Source organism: Amycolatopsis sp. NPDC049252 (assembly GCF_043197175.1).
Lineage (GTDB): Bacteria > Actinomycetota > Actinomycetes > Mycobacteriales > Pseudonocardiaceae > Amycolatopsis.
Genome location: NZ_JBICSQ010000014.1, coordinates 121,914 through 141,445 on the forward strand (window position 1 = coordinate 121,914; position 19,532 = coordinate 141,445).

A 19,532-nucleotide genomic window follows, 5' to 3' on the forward strand; every position below is an offset into this window, starting at 1 on the left:
TTGCCGGTACTGAGGTGGCGGTGGATCGCGGTGGTCGCGGCCGCCGTCGCGGTCGTCACCGGCGCGCTGCTCTGGCTCTTCCTGGCCTGGTCCGGACGGCCCGACGCGCCGGTGCGGATCGACGCGGTGAAGACGGCGTTCGGCGTCGGCGCGGGCGCGGGCGGGGTGTTCGCGCTGTGGCTGGCCACGCGCCGCCAGCGCACGCTGGAGCTGCAGCTGGCCGAGACGACCCGCGTCGCGGGCGTGACCGAGCGGGACCTCGAAGAGCGGCGCGTCACCGAGCTGTACACGAAGGCCGTGGAGCAGCTCGGCAACGACAAGGCACCGGTCCGGCTCGGCGGGCTGTACGCGCTGGAGCGGCTCGGCCAGGACAACCCGAAGCAGCGCCAGACGATCGTCAACGTGCTGTGCGCCTACCTGCGGATGCCGTTCGCCGGCCCGCCGCACGGGCTGCGCGGCCGGTCCGCCGCGGAACTGGGCAAGGCACCCGGGTACGACGACGCCGAGCTGCAGGTCCGGCTGGCCGCCCAGGAACTGCTCAAGACGCACCTGGGCCACGACGAACCGGGTTACTGGCCGGGGCTGGCGATCGACCTGCAGCGGGCCGTCCTCGTGGACTTCCGGCTCAGCGGCTGCACGGTGACGGCCGCGGACTTCAGCCGGGCCCGGTTCCTCGGCGCGGTCCACATCCGCGGCACGAACTTCACACGCGAGGCCGCGTTCTTCGGCACGGAGTTCACTTCGACCGCGAACTTCGACCGGACGGTCTTCGCGGAAGGCGCGTTCTTCTCCTGGGCGCACTTCGCCGGGGAGGTCCGCTTCACCCGAACGCGCTCGGGCGGCCGGTTCCTGTTCTCCCACACGGGTTTCGACGCCGAGGTGCTCTTCGACGGCGGTGAGCACGAGGTGATCGACGTGTCGGAGGCGCGGTTCGCGGTCGAGCCCGAGCTCACCGGCCTGAACGTGCGTCGCGGCTCGGCGGGTGCCTAGGTCTTCAGCCAGCCGGAGGCGTTCGCGCGCAGGGCGGTCTCGTACGTGCTCGTGACGTCGAACTCCTCCGGCAGGTTGCCGGTCAGTTCCAGCGAGACGAGCCCGTGCACGAACGCCCAGCAGGCGACCGCGACCGTCTCCGGGGGGACGTCGACGAAGACGCCGTCGGTGATGGCCTGGCGGATGATGCGCTCCAGCGGCTTGAGCGTCTCGCGGGCGAGGTGCTCGGCGTCCTCGTTGGGCTCGAACCCGGGGACGGACCTGGTGAACATGATCCCGTAGAGGTTCGGGTCGGCCAGGGCGCTCGCGCGGTATGCGCTGCCGAGCGTGACGAGGTCCTCGACCGCGTCGCCGGTCAACGACGTCGCGGCCATCCGGGCGCCGAACCGGCGGAAGCCTTCGGTGTAGAGCGCGTTCACCAGATCGGGTTTGCTGCCGAACAGGGAGTACACGGCGGTGGTCGACGTCCCGGCGTCGGCGGCCAGCTTCCGCAGGGAAAGCGCCTTCGGCCCGTCGGCGGCGATGAGCTCGCCGGCGCGGTCCAGGAGCTTCAGCCGGAGGGCTTCGTCGTGCGTGCGGGGTCGAGCCATCTACGCAGCGTATCGGAACGCTGTTATGAATGGCCAGGCCCGCATTTGACCTGGAGTGCACTCCAGGTCGTAGTGTCGAGGTCATGAGCTACTCGATAGCGGAAGCCGCTCGACGTAGCGGGCTGTCCATCGACACCCTCCGGTACTACGAGCGCATCAAACTGCTCGACCCGCCCGCCCGTGATACCGCGGGCCGCCGGGCGTACTCCGACGACGACCTCAGCTGGCTGGGGTTCCTGACCAAGCTCCGCACGACCGGGATGCCCATCAAGAGCATGCGCGAGTACGCGTCGCTGCGCCGCCACGGCGTCGCCAGCGCGGGCCGCCGCAAGGCCCTCCTGGTGGAGCAGCGCCGGTCGGTCGCCGAGCGGATCGCCGAGCTGCAGGGCTGCCTCGACGTCCTCGACTACAAGATCGACAACTACGCCCAGGTCGAGCGCAAGGCGTTCGGCGTGGAACCCGACATGGAGGGAATCTCCGCGTGAAGACCAGGAAGCTCGGCGAACTGGAAGTCGGTGCCCAGGGGCTGGGCTGCATGGGGATGAGCCAGGCCTACGGCGTCTTCGACAACGAAGACGAGTCGATCGCCACGGTCCACCGGGCGCTCGACCTCGGCGTCACCCTGCTGGACACGGCGAACGTCTACGGACAGGGCGCCAACGAAGAGCTGGTCGGCCGCGCGATCGCCGGCCGCCGCGACGAGGTCGTGCTCGCCACGAAGTTCGGCATCGTCTGGACCGACGGCTCGATGGGCGCCCGGGGGGACGCCGAGTACGTCAAGCAGTCCTGCGACGAGTCGCTGCGGCGCCTCGGGGTCGACCACATCGACCTCTACTACCAGCACCGCGTCGACCCGGACACGCCGATCGAGGAGACCTGGGGCGCGCTGGCTTCCCTCGTCGAAGCGGGCAAGATCCGGTACGCGGGCATCTCGGAGGCGAGCGCCGCCACGATCCGGGCCGCGCACGCCGTGCACCCGGTGACGGCGCTGCAGAGCGAGTGGTCCCTGTGGACGCGCGGCATCGAAGGGGAAATCCTCGACACGTGCCGTGAGCTGGGCATCGGCGTCGTGCCGTTCTCGCCGCTGGGCCGCGGTTTCCTGACCGGCGCGGTGACGTCGATGAAGGACCTGCCGGAGGGCGACATGCGCCGCGGCCTGCCGCGGTTCGCCGAGGGCAACTTCGAGCGCAACATGGCGATCGTCGACGCGCTGCGCAAGCTCGCCGAGGAGAAGGGCGTCACCGCCGGGCAGCTCGCGCTGGCGTGGGTGCAGTCCCACGGCGACGACGTCGTGCCGATCCCGGGCACCAAGCGGCGCAAGTACCTGGAGGAGAACGTCGCGGCGGCCTCGCTGGAGCTGACGGCGGCCGACGTCGAGGCCATCGAAGCGGCGGCTCCCGCCGAGGCGATCGCGGGGGCGCGGTACCCGGAGCGGCTGGCCCGCGCGGCCGGCAAGTAAGCACGTAGCGAGTTGCTTCTGAAGGTTTTCTGAGATCTCCGGGGAAGGCTCGGTGCCGATCATGTGATCGGTGCCGAGCCTGGAGGTCGTCGTGTCGGAGGAAGTGCTCGATTATCTGGTCGTCGGCGCGGGGCCGGCCGGGTTGCAGCTGGGGCAGTTCCTCGGCCACGCCGGGCGCCGGTACCTCGTGCTGGAGGCGGGATCCGCGCCCGGCACGTTCTTCGCCACCTACCCGCGCCACCGGACGCTCATCTCGATCAACAAGAAGTACACCGGCTGGACCGACCCGGAGCTGAACCTCCGGATGGACTGGAACTCGATCCTGGCCGACGGTGACGACGACCCGGTGCTCTTCACCGACTACAGCGAAAAGCTCTTCCCGGACGCCGAAGACCTGCTCCGCTACCTCGCCGACTACACGGCGAAGCACCGGATCGACGTCCGCTACGACACCCGGGTGACGCGGGTGCGCCGCGAGCCGGAAAGCGCTCTCTTCGTGGTCACCGCCGGTGACACCGAGTTCCGCGCCCGGCGGCTGATCATGGCCACCGGCGTCAGCAGGTCCTACGTCCCGGACATCCCCGGCATCGAGCTGGCCGACCCGTACTCGGACGTCTCCGTCGACCCGCAGGAGTTCAAGAACCAGCGGGTCCTGGTGCTCGGCAAGGGGAACTCCGCCTTCGAGACGGCGGACAACCTGATCGAGACGGCGGCGATCGTGCACGTCGGCGGCCCACGGCCGGTGAAACTGGCCTGGCGCACGCACTTCGTCGGCCACCTGCGCGCGTACAACGCGGGCATCCTCGACATGTACCAGCTCAAGCTGCAGCACGCGATCCTCGACGGCGACGTCCGCGAGATCCGCAAGGACGCCGACGGATACCACGTCAAATACGCCTTCGCCCGCGTCGACGAGGTCGTCAAGGAGATCCGCTACGACCGGGTGATCATCTGCACCGGCTTCCGGTTCGACGCCGACGTCTTCGACGACGACTGCCGCCCGCAGCTCACCATCAACGACCGCTTCCCCGCGCAGACGTCCAGCTGGGAGTCGGTCAACGTGCCCGGCCTCTACTTCGCCGGCACGATCACGCAGGTCCGCGACTTCAAGAAGGCCACCAGCGCGTTCATCCACGGCTTCCGCTATGGGGTCCGCGCGCTGGCCAAGGTCCTCGGCGAGCGCTACCACGAGACGCCGTGGCCGAGCACCGAGCTGCCCGCGAAACCGGACGCGCTGACCGAAGCCGTGATCACCCGGATCAACCGGACTTCCGCGCTGTACCAGCAGTTCGGCTTCCTCGGCGACGTCCTGATCATCGACGGAGACACCGCGAGTTACCTCGAAGAGGTGCCGGTGGCGCGGCTGCTGGACGACCCGCCGGAGAACGCCTTCGTCGTCACCCTCGACTACGGCCCGGACCACGACAAGATCGACCCGTTCGACTTCGTCGCCCGCGCCAGCCAGGACGAGGCCAACGACCACGGCGAGGGCCACTACCTGCACCCGATCGTCCGGCACTACCGCCACGGCGAGCTGGTCGCCACCCACCACGTGACCGAGAACCTCGAGAACGAGTGGGACCGGGAAGTCCACATCGGACCGCTGGCCGCCTTCTTCACGAAGGAGCTGTGATGCGCACGATCGCGGAGTTCGAAGCGGCGGCGCGGCAACGGCTCGACCCGGTCCACTACGACTACTACGCGGGCGGCGCGCAGGACGAGATCACCCTGGCGGAGAACGAAGCCGCGTTCAAACGGCTGCGGCTGCTGCCCCGCGTGCTGCGTGGCAGCGACAAGCGCGACCTGAGCGTCGAGCTGCTCGGCTCGCCGGCCTCCATGCCGATCCTCGTCGCGCCGACGGCGTTCCACCGGCTCGCCCACGGCGACGGCGAGCTCGCCACCGCCCGGGCCGCGGCGCGCGCGGGCACGATCATGATCGTCAGCATGGCCTCGACCACCGCCATCGAGGACATCGCCGCCGCGGCGCGCGAGGTCGCGCCCGACCCGGCGCTGTGGTTCCAGCTCTACCTGCAGCCGGACCTCGAGTTCACCGAGGCGATCGTGCGCCGGGCCGAGGCCGCCGGGGTCAAGGCCTTCGTCGTCACCGTGGACTCCCCGGTGCTCGGCCGTCGCGAGCGCGACGACCGCAACGATTTCCACGACCTGCCGTCGGGATTCGCCGTCGAGAACCTGCGCGACATCGGCGAGAACCGCAGTGGCGGCAACGCCAGCCACGTCCGCGACATCGTCATGTCGGCCGGGCTGAACTGGGAGCACATCGCCTGGCTGCGCTCGAAGACGAAGCTCCCGGTGCTGATCAAGGGCGTCCTGCACCCCGAAGACGCACGACTGGCGGTGCACCACGGCGTCGCCGGGATCGTCGTGTCCAACCACGGCGGCCGCCAGCTCGACACCGTCCCCGCCACGATCGACGTGCTCCCGGAGATCGCGGCGGCGGTCGGCGGGGCGATGCCGGTACTGCTCGACGGCGGGATCCGCCGCGGCACCGACGTCGTCAAGGCCCTGGCGCTCGGCGCGGACGCGGTCGGCGTCGGCCGTCCCGTGGTGTGGGGGCTGGCCGCCGGCGGGCGCGAAGGCGTCTCCCAGGTGCTCGAACTGCTGCGGGAGGACTTCGACCAGGCCCTGGCGATGTGCGGTGGCCGGCACCCGGGCGACCTGACGCCGGACCAGGTGCGGCGATGATCGGGAAAGCGCTTGCGGCCGCCGCGGTGGCGACGGCCCCCGCGTGGCTGCCCGGCCGCGTCGTCGCGCTGCGGATGAAGATCTTCTCGCTGGTCAACGGCGAGGACACGGTGACGATCCCGGGTGAGCAGGTCGGCGTCGAGGACTTCCGGCGCGTGTACGCCGACCCCGCGGCGAACGGCCGCAGCCAGGGTGCCGCGCTGTCGGACCTGTTCTGGTACTGGCTCGCGCCGGGCCCGGAGGTGCACCAGGAGCACCTCGAACCGGGCCCGCGCTACGACGAGGTCGCCAAGTGCACCCGGCACATCCTGGTCAAGTCCAAAAAGGACTCCGATGAGCTGACCCGCCGTGTCGCCACGCACGTGCTCGACCAGCTGGACGGCGGCCTGATCCGGCTGCGCGACGAGATGATGCCGATCTGGGCCGAGCTGTACTACGAGCTGGTCTTCGACGAGCCGTGTCCGCCGGAGGCACGCGACCTCATCGTCGCGAACGCCGACGACGTCGTCTCGGCCCTGAAGTGCGTGCGGCCGCGGAACATGCGCCGCCGCGCGAGGCTCACGAAGTACCTGCGAAAGCGCCTGGACGACGTCCCGCACCCGCTGCCGGAGGCGTTGACCCCGCAAGAGCAGGTCTACTACCTGCAGGGCACGTTCTTCAACACCGCCGTCGTGCAGATGTCCGAGGCGATGGCCCACCTGCTGATGATCGTCGCGCAGCACCCGGAGGTCCAGCGCCGGCTGGCCGAGTACCCCGACGACGACGCCTACCTGGACCGCGTCATCGACGAGGGCCTGCGGACCTACCCGCTCTTCGGCATCGCCCACCGGATCTCGACGGCGGACATCGAGCTGGCGGACCTGACCATCCCGGCCGGCACCGTGCTCTGCTTCAGCTACCCGGACTTCCACCACGCGGGGTTCGAGCACCCGGAGGTGTTCGACCCGGAACGCTGGTGCTCGCACGCCGTCCAGGCCAAGAAGGACGTCAACTTCGTCCCGTTCGGCATCGCGCAGAACCGGGCCTGCCCGGCGCGCGGGCTGGCTCCGCTGACCATGCGCGTCGTGGTGCGGGAGGTGCTGCGCCGGTTCAGCCTCGCCTCGACCGCTGGGCACACCCGCTCGATCCCCAACCGCGGGCCCGCCCTGCTGACGCCCCGCGGCGCCCGGCGCCGGCGCTTGCCGCTGGTGTGGCTCGCGGTGCGCGACCGCTGGGAAGACGTCTGGCGCAGCCTGGCCCAGCTCGTCTTCGGCACGTACATGGTCATCGACGCTCGTCGCCAAGCCCTCTGCTCGACCTACTTCGCCGGAGGAAAGTCATGACCCCCACCGAAGCGGCGCCGGCGTTCTTCCTCGCCGTCGCGGTCATCCTCGTGGTCTGCCGGGTCGTCTGCCTGGCCGCGGTGCGGCTGGGCCAGCCGCCGGTGGTCGGCGAGATGATCGCCGGCGTGCTGCTCGGCCCGTCCCTGCTGGGGCTGATCCTGCCGGCCGTGCAGACGGGGTTGTTCCCGGACGGCGTCCGCCCGCTGCTCTACGTCGGCGGCCAGATCGGCCTGGTCATCTACATGTTCGGCGCGGGCTACGAGTTCAGCCTGCGCAGCATCCGCGGCTCGGTGAAGTCGGTCGGCGCGATTTCGGCCGCCGGCACGGTCGTCCCGCTGGCCCTCGGCGTCGGGGTCGCGGTGTTCGGCGCGAGCTGGGCCGGGATCGGCAAGCCCGGGGTTTCGCTGGTGACGTCGGCGGCGTTCGTCGGCGTCGCGCTCGCGATCACGGCGTTCCCGATGCTCGCCCGGATCATCACCGAACGCGGCCTCGGCGGCACCCGGTTCGGCTCGCTCGCGCTGGCCTGCGGTGCGCTCGACGACGTCCTGGCGTGGGTCCTGCTGGCCGTCGTGCTCGGCATGCACGCCGATTCGGCCGGGCCGGTGGCCCTGGCCGTCGGCGGCGGGCTGCTGTTCGCGTTGCTGCTGGTGCTCGTCGGCCGCCGGGTGCTCGCGAAGGCGATGGGCAGTGAACGGATCTCCGCGGACCAGAAGATGCTGATCACGGCGTTGACGCTCTTCGCGGCGGCCTGGTTCACCGACGTCATCGGGCTGTACGCGGTGTTCGGCGCGTTCTGCGTCGGCATCGTCTTCCCGCGGGTGCCCGCCGCGGACGCCGTGCTCGCGAAGATCATGCCGATCGGGCGGATCGTGTTCCTCCCGCTGTTCTTCACCTATTCCGGCCTGAACACCCGGTTCGCCCTGCTCGCCGACCCGAAGCTGCTGCTGTTCGCGGTGCTGTGCGTCGCCGTGGCGATCATCGGCAAGTTCGGCGCGTGCTGGGGCGCGGCCCGGCTGGTGGGGGAGTCGCAGCCGGTCGCGCTGCGCGTCGGCGCGTTGATCAACGCCCGCGGGCTGATGCAGTTGATCGCGCTGAACGTCGGGCTCGCGGCGGGGATCGTTTCGCCCGCCTTGTTCACGGTGCTGGTGCTGGTCGCCTTGGTGACCACCGTCATGACCGCGCCGGTGCTCAGCTGGCTCGACCGTCGTGATGCCCGCAGAGGGACCACCGAAGTGGTCCTGATGGCGGAGCCGGTCCCGGTAACCGGGAAAAGTTGAGGGTTCAATACCAGAAAATAACTGCCAGTATGGGGTCGTGCACGATGCGGCGGAGAAACCGAGAGTGCTCCTCGTCGAGGACGACCGCGAACTCGCGGGCCTGCTCGCCGAACTGCTCGCGGACGAAGGCTACGAAACCGATGCGGCGTACGACGGCCAGCGGGGGCTGCACCTCGGCCTCACCGGGCGGTACGACGTGATGATCATCGACCGCAGGCTGCCGGTGCTCGACGGCCTGGAGCTGCTCGCGCGGCTCCGGGCCCGGGCGGTGACCACGCGCGTCCTGGTGCTGTCGGCGCTGAGCACGCTCGCCGACCGCGTCAGCGGGCTGGACGCCGGCGCCGACGACTACCTCGTCAAGCCGTTCGAGACCGAGGAGCTGCTCGCCCGGCTGCGCGCGCTGGGCCGACGTGACCTCGACGGCGCCGAGTGCATCCCGCTCGGCACCGCCGCGCTCGACCTGCAGCGCCACGAGGTCGTGCTGCCGCGCGGCGAGCGGATCACCTTGTCCGGGCGCGAGTTCGAACTGCTCCGGGCGCTGGCCCAGCGGCCGAAGGCGATCCACCCGCGGGCCGCGCTGCGCACCCGCGTGTTCGCCGACTCGACCGGTGAGTCCATTGTGGACACCTATGTGTACTACCTGCGGCGCAAGCTCGGCCGGGACGTCGTGCGGACGGTGCACGGGCTCGGCTACCAGATCGGCGCGGTGTGAAGCCCCGCGGCGACCCCGAAGCCCGCGCCCTGCACCGGGCGCGGTGGGTGATCACCGCGCAGATCGCCGTGGTGGTGACGCTGCTGGTCGCCGTCGCGGGCGGGATCGCCTACGGGATGCTGCTGTCCGGGCAGCACGCCGACGCCGACCGCACGCTGGCCCGGACGATCGAGCTCGGTCCCACCGCGACGCCGCCGGGCTGCGTCTGGCTGTTCACGCCCGCGTTGCACACGCCGCCCGGGCCGTCGCCGGCCGGGGTGCCGGTCGCCGGGCTGGCCGCGCTCGCGCCGTCCCCGGGTGCCGTCCACACGGAACGCCGGTCGCTCGGCGGCATGACGTACACGATCCGCGTGGAGAACCACGGCGGCGTCGTCTCGCAGGCGTACTTCGAGGAGCGGTACCAGATCCAGGACCGGTCGTCGCTGCTGTTCGGGCTCGGCGTCGCCGAGCTGCTCGCGCTGCTGGCGGCCGTGGTGTGCGGGCGGGTGCTGGCGTGCCGGGCGATCCGGCCGCTGGCCGACGCGCTGCGGCGGCAGCGCACGTTCGTCGAGGACGCGTCCCACGAGCTGCGCGCCCCGCTGACCCGGCTGCACACGCGCGCGCAGCTGCTGGCCCGGCGCTCGTCCGGCCGGGACGGTGACGACCTGCAGCAGCTGGTGCGCGGGACGCGCGAACTCGGCGAAGTCGTCGAGGACCTGCTGCTGTCGGCCCAGGCGTGCGGCGCCCGTCCGGAACTGGTGCCGGTGGAGCTGGCGGTGCTGGCCGACGAGGTGGTCGCGGCGGAGGCGGTGCGCGCCGGCGCCGGCCGGATCCGGATCGCCGTGACGCGGGAGCACGGCCCGTACGTCGTCCAGGGCGTCCCGACGGCGTTGCGGCGCGTGCTGTCGGCGTTGCTGGACAACGCGCTGGGCCACACCCCGCCGGGCGGCTCGATCGAGGTTTCGCTGGGCGCGCCGGACGACGAGCACGTCGAGCTGCGCGTCCGCGACACCGGCGTCGGCTTCCCGGCGGCGGACGCGGACCGCATCTTCGAGCGCTTCGCCCGCGGCACGGACGGCGACGGCCGCCGCTTCGGCCTCGGCCTGGCGCTGGTCCGCGAGGTGGTGACGGGCCACGGCGGCACGATCGCCGCCGTCGCCCGCCCTGGCGCGGGCGCCACGTTCACGCTTCGCCTGCTGCGCGCCGACCTCCTGTGAGGTCAGGCGCCGAGGCTGAGCCGGATCCCGCGGGCCAGCCTCGGCTCGAGGTCGACGCAGGCCGCCTCGATCTCCGCCCGCAGTTCCGCCGACGGTTTCGTGTAGACGCCCGTCATGTGGGTCAGGCAGGCGTACAGGTCCTGCTGGGCGCCTTCGCCGAGGTCCGGGTCCCGCAGCAGCGTGAGGTCGGTGTGCAGCCGCAACCAGGTGTCGTGGTCACGCAGCAGAGCCGCGGCCGCCCGTCGCGTGTGGACCGGGTTCGCCGGGCTCAGCAGCGCGCGCAATGCGGGCACGTCGACCAGCGCCGGCTTGCCGCGCAGGAACTCGACCACCTGCCGGGTCACCGCGGGGGAAGGGTCCGTCAGCAGCGGCCGTACCGCCGTCGACTCCGGCGCGACCCGGCGCAGGCCGCGGACGGCCAGCGCCCGGAACCGGGGCCGCCCGTCGGTGAGGTTCCGCTCCAGCCGTCCGGCGTCTTCGGAGGTCCCGGTCTCGCCGAGCCCGGCGAGCACCCCCGCGGAGTCCGGCAGCTCGCGGTAGTGCGCGGCCGGGTCGCCGCCGGCCTTCAGCACCAGCGCTTGGGCCATCGTGCGCACCGCCGAGGACCGGTCGGCGAGCCGGGCCAGGGCGGTGTCTTCGCCGAGCAGCGTCAGCGCGCGCATCCGGACCTTGGGTGTCCCGGCGGCGAGCAGCTCTTCGACGGCCTCACCGCGGTCGAGGAGTTCTTCCCCGCACCGCGAACGGATCCGGAAGTCGTCGTCCGTGGTGGCGATGCCGAGCAGCCGCTCCGCGGGGAGGAATCCGGCCGCCTCACGGTGTGCGAAGCGGCGGCTCTCGCGGTCTTCCAGCGCCAGCGCGTCGTCGAGCAGCCGCGGGGTGAGCGCCTGGCGGAACAGGGTGGTCATCCAGTCGTCGACCTGACGCCGTCGCAGCACGCCGATCAGCGGCAGCATCGCGCGGAACGCCGGTTCGTCCAGTTTGGACAGCGTCAGCGGCCGCGCGAGGTCGCGGATCGGCCGCACCCAGTCGACGCAGCGGACCAGCAACAGGGGCAGCACTTCGGGATCCGTGCGGGTCGCGAGCCGCTCGACGGCGGCTTCGCGCAGGCGCCCGTTCCCGTGGCAGGCGGCCTCGGCCAGCTCGGTCCGCGAGGGGCGGCGGCTCAGCCGTGCCTCGCGCCCGGTCCACCACGACTGCCGGAACGCCAGGTCGAACTCCGCCCAGCGCCGGACGTCACCGGCGGCGAACGCGTCGAGATCCTCGGCGGTCAGCGGTTGTTCCAGCATCGGCGATCTCCCTCCCTCGGCGCCCAGGATGCCCGGGCACCGAGGGGGAGTCGAACCGATTTCAGCCCAGCAGCGCGGTGACCGCCGCGGGGGCGTCCGCGATCGCGACCGGGTTCTGCTCGCGGGTGGCGAGGCTGCGGACGGTCACGTTCCCGGCGGCCCAGTCCTCCTGGCCGACGATCACGACCGCGACCGCACCCGCCTTGTCCGCGCGGGTGAGTTCCTTGCCCAGCTTGCGGTGCTCGATCGGCGTCGACGTCCGCAGCCCGGCCTGGCGCAGCGACTGCGCCACCGAGCGGGCGGCGTCCGAGAGGTCCTCGGTCACCGGGATGACCATGACGTCGACCTCACTGCGCGGCGCCGGGGTGAGGTTGTGCGTCTCGAGGAAGTCGATGAGCGTGACGTCGCCCATGCCGAACCCGATGCCCGGGATCTGCTGCGCGGTGAACATCGACGCGAGGTCGCTGTAGCGGCCGCCGCCGAACAGGGCCCGGCGGTTCTCCGGCGAGGTGTCGAAGACCTCGAACACGGTCGACGTGTAGTACGCCAGCCCGCGCACGATGATCGGCTCGTACTTCACCAGGCTGCCGGCGCTGCTGTTGAGCACCTTCACCAGGTTCGACTGCTCACGCACCTCGGCCGGCAGCTCGTCGAGCAGCGCCTCGCCCATGTCGAGCGTCTCGGCCAGCTTCTCGAACTGCTTGTCCGACAGCCCGATCTCCGCGGCCCCCTCGGCCAGCTTCTCGCGGGGGTACTTCTCCCAGCGGTCGACCAGCGCGAACACCTGGGACAGGTGGTCTTCGGAGACGCCGGCGACGTCGGTGAGCGCCGACGTCAGCAGGTTCCGGTCGTTGACGCGCAGCACGAACATGTCCGGCGTCGCGCCCAGCGCGGCCATCATGTCGTGCACCAGCTCGAAGATCTCGATCTCGCAGTTGGCGCTGTCCGAGCCGAAGATGTCCGCGTTGATCTGCCAGTGCTCGCGCACGCGGCCACGCTGCGGCGCCTCGTACCGGTGGCAGTTCGGGTGGCTGTACCAGCGCACCGGGAACGACAGCGACTTCGCGCTCCCGGCGATCATCCGCGCCACGGACGGCGTCATCTCCGGCCGCAGCGCCAGCCGCCGCCCGCCCTTGTCGGTGAGCGTGTACAGCTGCTTGTCCGCGAGCTCCTGCCCCGACTTCCGTTCGTAGATCTCGGCCGACTCGAGGATCGGGCCGTCGTAGCGGAGGAAACCGCGGCGCTCGAGGACGTCGTAGAGATGACCGAACACCTGCGTGCGCACGGACATCTCGGCGGGCAGGAAGTCCCGTGTCCCCTTGTAGGGCGCGGTCGGCAGGTATTCAGGCACGTGACCAGCTTAACGACCGGTTTTGTCAGGCGAAGGCGACCCCGTACGCGGTGAGCAGGGTAGCCGTACCGAGCAGCACGGCCCCGACGGACGTGACCCGCCCACCGAGCCTGCCCCGGTTCGGGATCAGGTGCAGGAAGAACCCGCCGGACTGGGCGAGGATCCCGAACAGCAACAGGAAACCGGCGGTCCACAGCGTGGTGTCGGAGAGCGTCGTGCGGCTGAGGATCTGCAGGGCGACCAGGGCGAGGATCAACAGGACGCCGGCGTGCGCGTGCCCGGCGCGGAACATCGCGCGCTGGTGGTCGGTGAGTTTTCGCTCTCGCATGACGCCCATCAGAGCGTAGCCGCCGTACATCACGGTGGGCAGCGAGATCAGGGCGATCACCGTGAAGAGCTGGGTGGGTCCGTGCATCGGGACTCCGTTTCCTGGTGGGGTAAGCCTACGATAACACTGTTTTAAAACGGCGTCACGGAACTTGGTGTTCCCCGATTGGGGAAGTTGCCGCGAGTGACTTTGCCGGAGGGGCGGGGTTCGGGTGGGTGACGACGCGTGGGCTGGGGGCGGTTCCAGCCGGGTGGGTGATGAGGGGAGGGCGCGAGTGGCCCTTTCGCGCTCGGTGGCGGGTGCGAGTGGTCCACCCATCGCGGTGGCGGCGGGAGTGGTCCTTTCGTGCCCTCGGTCAACCGCGCGAGTGGCCCTCTCGTGCTGTGGGCTTGCGACGCGAGCGGTCCGTTCGTGCCCTCGGGGCGAGTGACGGTGGCGCGAGTGGACCGTTCGTGCCGTTGAGGGCGCGATTGGCCCGTTCGTGCCCGAAGTGGGTGCGAACGGGCCGTTCGTGCCGGTGGGGGCGTGGTGGCGGTGCGGGTGGACCGTTCGTGTCTTTGAGGGTGCGAGTGGCCCGTTCGTGCGCTCGGTCAACCAGCGCGAGTGGCCCGTTCGCGCCGAAGCGGGTGCGAGCGGGCCGTTCGTGCCCGTGGGGGCGTGGCGGTGGTGCGAGTGGCCCGTTCGCGCCGCAAAAGCCGCGACCGGCCCGTTCGCGACCTAAGCCGCCAACCCCCGAGCCAACACCAACAACGGATTCCGCAGAGCCGCCAGCGAAGCCAGCGGATCCCCCTCCACAACCAGCACATCCGCCGCCAACCCCGGCTCAAGACGCCCGGTCACGCCAGCCAACCCAAGCCCAGCCGCGCTGTCCTCGGTAGCGATCTCCAAGATGCGCCGCCGACCGAACCCCAGCCACTCGTACAGCTCCAGCGCACCCACCGGATCGTCGAAGACCGAGCCCGGCAAGCCCGCGTCCGTCCCCGCCAGCAGCCGGACGCCGTGCTCCTCCAGCCACGGCAACCGGCCGTACATCGCCTGTGCGACGTCGTCGCCCAGCTTCTCGACGATCGTTCGCCAGTTGCGGCTGCTCGTGGAGCACGCCGAAATCCCGCGGGCGGCCATGGAAGCAGCCACCGGATCGCGCCGGTCGAACGAGCGCGGGCCGGTCAGGAAGCTGCAGTGCTCGATCGTCGACACCCCTGCCTCGACCGCCGCTTCGATCGCGTCGGCGCCGTGGGCGTGGGCCGCCACCGGTAAGCCGTGGGAAGCCGCGTGCGCGACGATCACCGCCAGCTGCCGGGCGTCGAACTGGGACTCCCACATGTCCGCGCCGCCCTCGGTGATCTGGCCGCCGCTGGCCATCACCTTGATCACGTCCGCGCCCGCCGCCGCGTTCTCGTCGATCAGTGCCCGGATCGACGCGTCGGACGTCGTCGCGCCGCCGAAGAAGTGGCAGTGGCCGTCCGGGACGGTGATCGGCGGGCCCGACACCAGCAGCCGCGGCGCGGCCACGCCCTCCAGCGAGCGGCGCACCGCCGCGCCGAGGTGGCCGCGGTCGCCGAGGTCCCGCACCGTCGTCACGCCGCTGCGCAGCATCGACGTGAGCCGGGAGCGAGCCCCCTCCAGCGAGGAGCCGTCGAGGAAATGAGCCAGCATCTCGCGCGACGCGTCGAAGGACAGGTGCACGTGGACGTTGAACAGGCCCGCCATGACCGTGCCGGTCGGGAAGTCGTGCCGCGACGCGCCGGGCGCCGCCTGCGCCAGCACCTCCGCGCGCGGGCCCACCGCGGCGAGCACACCGTCGCGCACCAGGACCGCGCCGTCGAGAACCGGGGCCGACGGCCGGGGCAGCACCCGGCCGGCGGTGATCAGGGTGTCCACGCCTCACGCCCCCATCGCGGCCGAAAGGGCGAGCAGTGGCCGGACGTCGGACTCGATGTCGTCCGCGCCGGCGGGCAGGACCTGCTTGGCGCGGCCGTCGCTCTCCTCGCCGTCCGCGTGCCGCCGCAACGCCGTCTTCAGCGCGGCCGCGGCGGCCCCCGGATCGCTGGCGACGACCTCGCCGAAGTTCGTGTCGAGGTACGGCGAAAGCTGCACCAGGCCGTCGCGGATCTCGATCACCCGGCGGTAGTAGACGCGGTGCACGCTGCGCGGCGAGAACCGGTCGCGCGGCGGGGTCCGCAGCACGATGCTGGGGAACGCCTTGACCAGAACCGTCCACAGTGGAGCCAGCGCCTGGTGTTCGCGGCGGTGCCGCCGTCGCCGTCGCAACGCCGAGAGCCGCGCGCGGACGCCGGGGTAGGTCACGCCGGCCAGGAACAGCGCGCCGCCGACGATCACGAACGGCACCCCGAGCAGTAGCAGGATCTTCACCACCGGGCCGAACGCCCACGCCACGACGATGTACAGCGCGCGGAAGATGCTGCCGACGGCCGCGCTCGCGAGGCCGACCGCGCTCAGCCGCAGCCCGATCCGCAGGTTCCGGTCGGCGACGCGCAGGTAGCGCACGATCCAGGCCGTGCAGGCGAGCAGGCCGTAGATCAGGTAGAGCCCGGCGCCCAGGTAGAACAGCGCGACGCCGTTGTCGTGGATCGTTTCCGGCCCGAGCGCGGCCCCCCGCAGCTCCGGGGGCGTCATGCCCATCGCGACGATCATCAGCACGATCGCCGCGGCCAGCGGCACCAGCTCGATGACCACGCGCCGGTAGCGGCGGGCCGGCCCCAGCGCCGAGCCGAGGAAGAACAGGATCAGCGCGCAGACACCGCAGGCGAGCAGCGCGTTGTTCGCCACCCGGGCGGCGCCGAGGCCGAAGACGTCGTCGACGGCGTCCGAGATCACCTTCTGCTGCAGCAGGAACGCGGCGGCGAAGCCGGCGATGCACGCGGTGACGGACCAGTTAGGCAGGGTCGGGGCCCGGACCACCTGGTAGATCCGCCACGCCAGAGCCGCGGCGAACAGCACCATCGCGAGAACGTTCACGGGGCTGAAAAGTGTGCTCACAACCACCCTTGGTGATCGCCCAGCGCCCCCTGGATCCGGCGAAGATCCCGGTCCGCAGCGCGCCGCGGGATCGTGTAGTTCAGGACCGACGCCCACTCGAGGATGATGGTCGCTACGGTCTCGGCTTCCCACTCGTGGGCGTCATCGTAGGACGTCCGGCGCAGGGCGCGGTGTACGGCATCCGGGTCAAGATCGGGAGCCGGGCCGCGCAGGAAGTCCGCCGGCTCGGCGTCACCCTGCGGGTGGTGGTCGGCGAGCATGTGGCCGAGCTCGTGCAGGATGATGTGATCTTGGTGGGACTTCGTCGTTTCGGCCTGGTAGAAGATGTAGTCCGCCGCCGCGGTCGCGATCCAGCAGCCGAACGGGCCGGGCACCTCGAGCGGGTAGGCCATCAGCCGGATCGGCTTGCCCCGCTGCTCGCCCAGCCGCGCGCACAGCTGCTCGACGTCCAGCGGCGGCCCGATGTCCAGGTCCTTCAGCAGCTTCCGGCACCGGCGGCGCAGCTCGCGTTCCTTCATCGCGACGTGTCCTCCGGGTTCCGGCCTTCGCGTTCGGCGCGTTCGTAGCGCTCCACCAGCTCCAGCAGGTCCATCACCTGGCGGCGGCCCTGCGGCGACAGCTCCTGCGCGCGCATCGCCATCAGCTGGACCTCGCCCGCCGGCGCCGGCCCCGAGGCCTCGGCGTCGAAGAAGTAGGTGACGGGCACGCCGAACAGCCTGGCCAGCGCCTCGACGTAGTGGATCTTGGGGTTGACCCGCTTGCCGGTCGCGAGCTGCTGCAGGTAGGCGGGCGACATCGCAGGCCCGCCGGCCCGCTCGACCGCCGCGGAGATCTCGCGGTAGCTGTGCGGTGCCTTGCCGTCCAGTCGCGCCGCGTCGATCAGGGCGCTCAGGCGTTCCGCGAACGTGCGCTCTTGTGCCATGGCCGCCCCCTAGGTTTCCACCGTGAAAATTCTAGCCGGGAAACCACTGTACGCACATGTTGACAGCTATCGTATGCAGTGGTTTACAGTTGGCCTCGCCTCTCGCCTTGCCGTCCGTACCCTGGGGGTGTACAGAACCACAAGGCGAGAGGCGAACCTGCCTCCGACTCGTCATGATCGGCCGTCTGTAGTACGCTTCATGGCACCAAGGTCGATCGCCTCGCGGCGAACCCTTGGCTACGGCCTGTTGCCGGAGGTCGACCCCCAGGGCTTCCGGTGACAGGCCTCTTACTTTCTCCGGGCTCAGGACATCAGCGTCGCGGCCAGCGTGCCGCCCAGTTCGGTGCACGCTTCCAGCACCTTCCGGTCCGGCTCGCCCGTCGCGATCACCGGTTCCGCCGCCTTCGCCCACGCCAGGCCCGTGGTGATGGACAGCAGCTGCCGCTCGGTCCCCGACGTGTCGCTGTTGCCGTGGATCCAATACCCGAACGGACGGCCGCGCGTCTCGTCGAGGCACGGGTAGTAGACCGTGTCGAAGAAGTGCTTCAGCGCGCCGCTCATGCTGCCCAGGTTCGCCGGCGTCCCCAGCAGGTAGCCGTCGGCCGCCAGGACGTCCGGAACGGTGGCCGCCAGGGCCGCGCGGCGGACCACTTCGACGCCTTCGATGTCCGGGTGGGCCGCGCCCGCCAGCACCGCCTCGAACATCGCCTGCGTCGACGGCGACGGCGTGTGGTGCACGATCAGCAGCTTCGGCATCAGGACAGCAACGCCTCCACGTCGGTCCGCAACGACGTCAGCCGCTTACCCGCCGCCGCGCGCGACTCCGGCAGCGAACCCGCGACCGGCTCGACGACCTGCAGGTAGGCCTTCAGCTTCGGTTCGGTGCCCGACGGGCGCACCACGATCCGGACGCCCTCGCCGGTCAGGCGCAGGACGTCGGCGTCGGGGAGTAGGTCCTCGAGCGTCACCGCGACGCCGCCGACCTCGGCCGGCGGGGCCTCACGCAGCTTGCCCATCAGGCGGCCGCGCACCGAAAGGTCCGTCACCCGCAGCGAAACCTGGTCCGTGACGTGCACGCCGTGCCGCTCGGCCAGCTCGTCCAGGACGTCCAGCGGGGTCCGGCCCGCGGCCTTCAGCGTCGCGGCCAGGCTCGCCGCGAGCACCGCCGCCGCGATCCCGTCCTTGTCGCGGACGAACCCCGGGTTGACGCACAGGCCGAGCGCCTCCTCGTAGGCGAACACCAGGCCGTCGCCCGCGCGGACCAGCCATTTGAAGCCCGTCAACGTCTCGGCGTAGCGCGCGCCCGCCGCCTTCGCGATCTCGCCCAGCAGCGAGGACGACACGATCGTCGTCGCCACCAGCGGGTCCGGCTGGTCCACAGTGGACAGCGTGGCCAGGATGTGCGAGCCGAGCAGCGCACCCGTCTCGTCGCCGCGCAGCATTCGCCAGGAGCCGTCGCGCTCGCGGACGCCGAGGGCGCAGCGGTCGGCGTCCGGGTCCAGCGCCACCGCCAGGTCGGCGTCCACTGCGGACGCCAGCGCCAGCAGGAGGTCCGTGGCGCCCGGCTCTTCCGGGTTGGGGAACGACACGGTCGGGAAGTCCGGGTCCGGCGTCGCCTGGGCGTCGACCAGGTGCAGGTCGGTGAACCCGGCCCGCTCGAAGGCCGCGCGCAGGGTGTCGGCGCCGACGCCGTGCAGCGCCGTCGCGGCCACACGCACCACCCGCTCCGGCCCGCGGGGCAGCGCCGCGACCTCGGTCAGGTAGGCGTCACGCAGGTCGGCGACCGTCGCCCCGGGTTCGCGCGGCACGCTCACCGCGGCCGGCGCGGCCTGGATGGCCCGCTCGATCTCGCCGTCGGACGGCGGCACGATCTGCCCGCCGGTCGCGTCGTAGAGCTTGTACCCGTTGTCCGCCGGGGGGTTGTGCGACGCCGTGATCTGGATCCCGGCCACCCCGCCGAGGTGCTTGACGGCGTAGGCGAGCAGCGGCGTCGGCAGCGGGCCGGGCATGACCTGGACGGTGAACCCGGCGGCGGTCAGCACCTCGGCGGCGGCCGCGGCGAACTCCGCCGAGCCGTGGCGCGCGTCACGGCCGACGACGACCAGCGCGCCCGTGTGCCCGTGCGCGGTCAGCCAGGTCGCGACCCCGGCCGTCGTGCGGGTGACGACGGCGACGTTCATCCCGTTCGGCCCGGCGCGCACCGGCCCGCGCAGCCCGGCCGTGCCGAACTCCAGCGGCCCGGCCATCCGGTCGGCCAGCTCGTCGGCGGCCCCCGGTTCGCCGCCCAGCGCGCGGGCGACGACCCCCTGCAGCTCGTCGCGGGAGGCGGGGTCCGGGTCGTCGGCGATCCAGCGGAACGCGGCGTCCCGCAGCGTGGAGGTCAAGGTCACCGCGCC

19 protein-coding genes are annotated in these 19,532 nt (G+C 71.5%); 9 read left to right on the forward strand and 10 right to left on the reverse strand.

The window, feature by feature from the left end; genetic code table 11:
- Positions 1-990 (forward strand): pentapeptide repeat-containing protein, encoded by a 990-nt coding sequence (locus tag ACGFMK_RS18885; RefSeq protein ID WP_392764445.1) that lies wholly within the window; start codon positions 1-3, stop codon positions 988-990.
- Here the strand turns inward: ACGFMK_RS18885 and ACGFMK_RS18890 are convergent.
- Positions 987-1,580, reverse strand: coding sequence for a TetR/AcrR family transcriptional regulator (locus tag ACGFMK_RS18890; RefSeq protein WP_392764448.1), 594 nt, complete (start codon positions 1,578-1,580; stop codon positions 987-989). The genes ACGFMK_RS18885 and ACGFMK_RS18890 overlap by 4 nt on opposite strands.
- Before the next feature lie 83 nt (positions 1,581-1,663).
- Here ACGFMK_RS18890 and ACGFMK_RS18895 point away from each other — a divergent pair, with 83 nt between their 5' ends.
- The 8 genes from ACGFMK_RS18895 (at position 1,664) to ACGFMK_RS18930 (ending at position 10,249) form a co-directional block, all read left to right on the forward strand.
- Positions 1,664-2,065: a MerR family transcriptional regulator gene (locus tag ACGFMK_RS18895; RefSeq protein ID WP_392764451.1), complete on the forward strand. Its 402-nt coding sequence runs from the start codon at positions 1,664-1,666 to the stop codon at positions 2,063-2,065.
- A 50-nt stretch (positions 2,066-2,115) separates the two neighbouring features.
- On the forward strand, positions 2,116-3,039 hold the full coding sequence (locus ACGFMK_RS18900; RefSeq protein ID WP_392764554.1) for an aldo/keto reductase: 924 nt from the start codon (positions 2,116-2,118) through the stop codon (positions 3,037-3,039).
- A 70-nt stretch (positions 3,040-3,109) separates the two neighbouring features.
- The gene (locus ACGFMK_RS18905; protein ID WP_392764454.1) at positions 3,110-4,672 is read left to right on the forward strand and encodes an NAD(P)-binding domain-containing protein; all 1,563 of its coding nucleotides are present in this window, start codon (positions 3,110-3,112) and stop codon (positions 4,670-4,672) included.
- A complete protein-coding gene (locus ACGFMK_RS18910; RefSeq protein ID WP_392764456.1) occupies positions 4,672-5,742 on the forward strand; it encodes an alpha-hydroxy acid oxidase in 1,071 nt (356 codons plus the stop codon). The genes ACGFMK_RS18905 and ACGFMK_RS18910 overlap by 1 nt, the downstream gene beginning before the upstream one ends.
- Positions 5,739-7,064 carry a cytochrome P450 gene (locus tag ACGFMK_RS18915; RefSeq protein ID WP_392764459.1) on the forward strand — a complete coding sequence of 442 codons (1,326 nt, stop codon included), beginning with the start codon at positions 5,739-5,741 and terminating at the stop codon, positions 7,062-7,064. The genes ACGFMK_RS18910 and ACGFMK_RS18915 overlap by 4 nt, the downstream gene beginning before the upstream one ends.
- Positions 7,061-8,341, forward strand: coding sequence for a cation:proton antiporter (locus tag ACGFMK_RS18920; protein WP_392764462.1), 1,281 nt, complete (start codon positions 7,061-7,063; stop codon positions 8,339-8,341). Before ACGFMK_RS18915 ends, ACGFMK_RS18920 begins: the two co-directional genes overlap by 4 nt.
- Positions 8,342-8,405: 64 nt before the next feature.
- Positions 8,406-9,053 carry a response regulator transcription factor gene (locus ACGFMK_RS18925; protein ID WP_392764556.1) on the forward strand — a complete coding sequence of 216 codons (648 nt, stop codon included), beginning with the start codon at positions 8,406-8,408 and terminating at the stop codon, positions 9,051-9,053.
- Positions 9,050-10,249 (forward strand): sensor histidine kinase, encoded by a 1,200-nt coding sequence (locus tag ACGFMK_RS18930; RefSeq protein WP_392764464.1) that lies wholly within the window; start codon positions 9,050-9,052, stop codon positions 10,247-10,249. The genes ACGFMK_RS18925 and ACGFMK_RS18930 overlap by 4 nt, the downstream gene beginning before the upstream one ends.
- Positions 10,250-10,251: 2 nt before the next feature.
- Here ACGFMK_RS18930 and ACGFMK_RS18935 read toward each other — a convergent pair whose 3' ends face one another.
- The 9 genes from ACGFMK_RS18935 to ACGFMK_RS18975 all read right to left on the reverse strand — a co-directional run bounded on the left by ACGFMK_RS18935 (position 10,252) and on the right by ACGFMK_RS18975 (position 19,526).
- The gene (locus ACGFMK_RS18935; RefSeq protein ID WP_392764467.1) at positions 10,252-11,535 is read right to left on the reverse strand and encodes a hypothetical protein; all 1,284 of its coding nucleotides are present in this window, start codon (positions 11,533-11,535) and stop codon (positions 10,252-10,254) included.
- A 61-nt stretch (positions 11,536-11,596) separates the two neighbouring features.
- The gene (gene hisS / locus ACGFMK_RS18940) at positions 11,597-12,886 is read right to left on the reverse strand and encodes a histidine--tRNA ligase (protein ID WP_392764469.1); all 1,290 of its coding nucleotides are present in this window, start codon (positions 12,884-12,886) and stop codon (positions 11,597-11,599) included.
- 25 nt (positions 12,887-12,911) lie between these two features.
- A complete protein-coding gene (locus tag ACGFMK_RS18945) occupies positions 12,912-13,301 on the reverse strand; it encodes a hypothetical protein (protein ID WP_392764472.1) in 390 nt (129 codons plus the stop codon).
- Positions 13,302-13,931: 630 nt separating this feature from the next.
- Complete coding sequence (locus ACGFMK_RS18950) at positions 13,932-15,095, reverse strand: amidohydrolase family protein (protein ID WP_392764475.1); 1,164 nt, start codon at positions 15,093-15,095, stop codon at positions 13,932-13,934.
- Between the two features lie 3 nt (positions 15,096-15,098).
- Complete coding sequence (locus tag ACGFMK_RS18955; protein WP_392764478.1) at positions 15,099-16,214, reverse strand: MAB_1171c family putative transporter; 1,116 nt, start codon at positions 16,212-16,214, stop codon at positions 15,099-15,101.
- Positions 16,211-16,732, reverse strand: a complete 522-nt coding sequence (locus tag ACGFMK_RS18960; protein WP_392764481.1) for a hypothetical protein — start codon at positions 16,730-16,732, stop codon at positions 16,211-16,213. Before ACGFMK_RS18960 ends, ACGFMK_RS18955 begins: the two co-directional genes overlap by 4 nt.
- Positions 16,729-17,136, reverse strand: a complete 408-nt coding sequence (locus ACGFMK_RS18965) for an XRE family transcriptional regulator (protein WP_392764483.1) — start codon at positions 17,134-17,136, stop codon at positions 16,729-16,731. Before ACGFMK_RS18965 ends, ACGFMK_RS18960 begins: the two co-directional genes overlap by 4 nt.
- 303 nt (positions 17,137-17,439) lie before the next feature.
- Positions 17,440-17,892, reverse strand: a complete 453-nt coding sequence (locus ACGFMK_RS18970) for a flavodoxin family protein (RefSeq protein WP_392764486.1) — start codon at positions 17,890-17,892, stop codon at positions 17,440-17,442.
- Positions 17,892-19,526 carry a phospho-sugar mutase gene (locus ACGFMK_RS18975; RefSeq protein ID WP_392764488.1) on the reverse strand — a complete coding sequence of 545 codons (1,635 nt, stop codon included), beginning with the start codon at positions 19,524-19,526 and terminating at the stop codon, positions 17,892-17,894. The genes ACGFMK_RS18970 and ACGFMK_RS18975 overlap by 1 nt, the downstream gene beginning before the upstream one ends.
- Positions 19,527-19,532 lie beyond the last annotated feature (6 nt).

Excerpts from the sequence above, each read along its gene's own strand:
- ACGFMK_RS18960 (WP_392764481.1), bottom strand. The coding sequence starts at position 16,732 with ATGAAGGAACGCGAGCTGCGCCGCCGGTGCCGGAAGCTGCTGAAGGAC.
- ACGFMK_RS18945 (WP_392764472.1), bottom strand. The coding sequence starts at position 13,301 with ATGCACGGACCCACCCAGCTCTTCACGGTGATCGCCCTGATCTCGCTG.
- ACGFMK_RS18965 (WP_392764483.1), bottom strand. The coding sequence starts at position 17,136 with ATGGCACAAGAGCGCACGTTCGCGGAACGCCTGAGCGCCCTGATCGAC.
- ACGFMK_RS18915 (WP_392764459.1), top strand. The coding sequence starts at position 5,739 with ATGATCGGGAAAGCGCTTGCGGCCGCCGCGGTGGCGACGGCCCCCGCG.
- ACGFMK_RS18895 (WP_392764451.1), top strand. The coding sequence starts at position 1,664 with ATGAGCTACTCGATAGCGGAAGCCGCTCGACGTAGCGGGCTGTCCATC.
- ACGFMK_RS18920 (WP_392764462.1), top strand. The coding sequence starts at position 7,061 with ATGACCCCCACCGAAGCGGCGCCGGCGTTCTTCCTCGCCGTCGCGGTC.
- ACGFMK_RS18900 (WP_392764554.1), top strand. The coding sequence starts at position 2,116 with ATGGGGATGAGCCAGGCCTACGGCGTCTTCGACAACGAAGACGAGTCG.
- ACGFMK_RS18970 (WP_392764486.1), bottom strand. The coding sequence starts at position 17,892 with ATGCCGAAGCTGCTGATCGTGCACCACACGCCGTCGCCGTCGACGCAG.
- ACGFMK_RS18910 (WP_392764456.1), top strand. The coding sequence starts at position 4,672 with ATGCGCACGATCGCGGAGTTCGAAGCGGCGGCGCGGCAACGGCTCGAC.
- ACGFMK_RS18935 (WP_392764467.1), bottom strand. The coding sequence starts at position 11,535 with ATGCTGGAACAACCGCTGACCGCCGAGGATCTCGACGCGTTCGCCGCC.
- ACGFMK_RS18890 (WP_392764448.1), bottom strand. The coding sequence starts at position 1,580 with ATGGCTCGACCCCGCACGCACGACGAAGCCCTCCGGCTGAAGCTCCTG.